We start from the raw sequence: 1,791 nt of genomic DNA on the forward strand, positions 1-1,791 counted from the left end.
AAAGTTTAAAATATTTTTCGCCGCAATTATTAATCAAACAATTAAACAATAAAAAACCAATAAATTTAAATTTATAACTTATTATTAATCAAAAAAAGAAGAATAAACGATGAAAAATAAACTCAACCAAACCATAAAACACATTAAAGAAATAAAAAACAATTAAAAATCGTTAAAAAATATGTTAAACTGTACAACATAAAGAATGGGAAGGAAATAAAAGTGAATAAAAATATAAAAAATAATAACGAAAAAGTTAATGTTTTTGATGTTGCTAATTATATTATTATAAAATCAAAAAAACTTCCAAATAATAATTTAACTCATATGAAGTTACATAAAATTATTTATTATTCTTATATAAGTTATTTAATAAAAAATCAAGCATCCAAAACAAAAAGATTAATTTTGGAAAAACCTAAAGCTTGGAAATATGGGCCTGTTTTTGGACAATTATTTCACATGTTAAGAAATTATTATGAAAAAATAATAAAAAAACCTCTTGAAAGCGGTAATATAGCTAAAATTGATAAAGAACGTGCTGAAGTAATTGATGATGTTTTAGAAAAAACTAAAAACATGGATGCTATTCAATTATCTGAAATTTCTCACAATCAACCTCCTTGGGATTATACTTTTTATTATTATTGGCCTAAAACAAAAAATAATACAATTTCTGATGATCTTTTATTAGAGTTTTTTTTCAAAAATGAACTTTTTACACAACCAAAAAATTTAGATGAAATGTTTAAAAATACTTTTCCAGATTTTTTTCTAAAAGAATAAGGATATATTAGGATAAATGAACTCTTCAAAAGATAAAATTAATTTAATAAAAAAAAATATTTCAAATCTTTGTTGCAATGTTGAAAAATTTAGTTTAGATTTTACTTTTTTGATAGAGCGTGGTTTTAGAAGCATTCTTGCTGTCGGATTAAATAATTTTTTTGAAAATTCGAAAGAATTTCAAAATACATATTTATTCGCTGAACCTCTGATGAACGAAGGATATGCAGATATTTGTATACCCATTCATCATAAAAAAAATCTTTATATTGAATGCAAGATGTGGACAAACGCTTCAATAATTATTGACGCGTTTTGTCAACTTATTACTTATACTTCGCATCGAACAAACGATGATGAGCTTGTAATAATTATTTTTCGCAACAAACATCTTATAAGACAATTAAATAAAAAAACCGAAAAAGAGTATAAGGAAGCACTTGTTGAAGCAAGAAATGATAATGTTGTAAAAATTCGCGATAATATAAATGAATGGCTTTCACAACAAAAAATTTCTAAAGTTATAGAAGATTTTAATCAAAAAAATAATTATGAATGGGAATTTGGCATTATTAATAAAAAAACAGAAAAACCAGTTAAAATAACTTTATTTATGTGTCATTGTCCTGTTCAAAATCATTTTAAATGTAAAAATTGCAACAAAATGTTTGAATTGCAAAAACCAAAAAGAGAAGTTTGTTCAACTTGTCATGATAAAAAAAATCAAACAATTAAACAATAACAAAAGCCAACAAATTTAAATTAAACAATTTTTATTAATACCCTTCTTTTTCAAAAAGGAAGGTTTTTCGTGTTTTTTAAAAAAATATATCCATCTTTTTTTCAACAAAAACCCAAAAAAATGGTTATTTTTAAATTATTTTTGATCAAACTGACTCAAAAAAGCTTTTTTAAATGATCTTTTTTATCAAAGTAAGCCTTTTGTATTAATTTTTATTTTCCTTAAAGCTTTGATAACAAAAACATACCTTAAAAGGGTATGTT

2 protein-coding genes are annotated in these 1,791 nt (G+C 22.7%); both read left to right on the forward strand.

What is annotated here, in order from left to right:
• Positions 1 to 222 precede the first annotated feature (222 nt).
• Positions 223 to 786 (forward strand): Panacea domain-containing protein, encoded by a 564-nt coding sequence (locus tag RI01_RS02460; RefSeq protein ID WP_017193090.1) that lies wholly within the window; start codon positions 223 to 225, stop codon positions 784 to 786.
• Positions 787 to 802: 16 nt separating this feature from the next.
• A complete protein-coding gene (locus RI01_RS02465) occupies positions 803 to 1,528 on the forward strand; it encodes a hypothetical protein (RefSeq protein ID WP_017193091.1) in 726 nt (241 codons plus the stop codon).
• Positions 1,529 to 1,791 lie beyond the last annotated feature (263 nt).

It is taken from the genome of Italian clover phyllody phytoplasma str. MA1 (genome assembly GCF_000300695.1).
GTDB lineage: Bacteria > Bacillota_I > Bacilli_A > Acholeplasmatales > Acholeplasmataceae > Phytoplasma.

Bases quoted from the DNA above. Each gene is read 5' to 3' on its own strand.
- RI01_RS02465 (WP_017193091.1), top strand. From the start codon at position 803: ATGAACTCTTCAAAAGATAAAATTAATTTAATAAAAAAAAATATTTCA.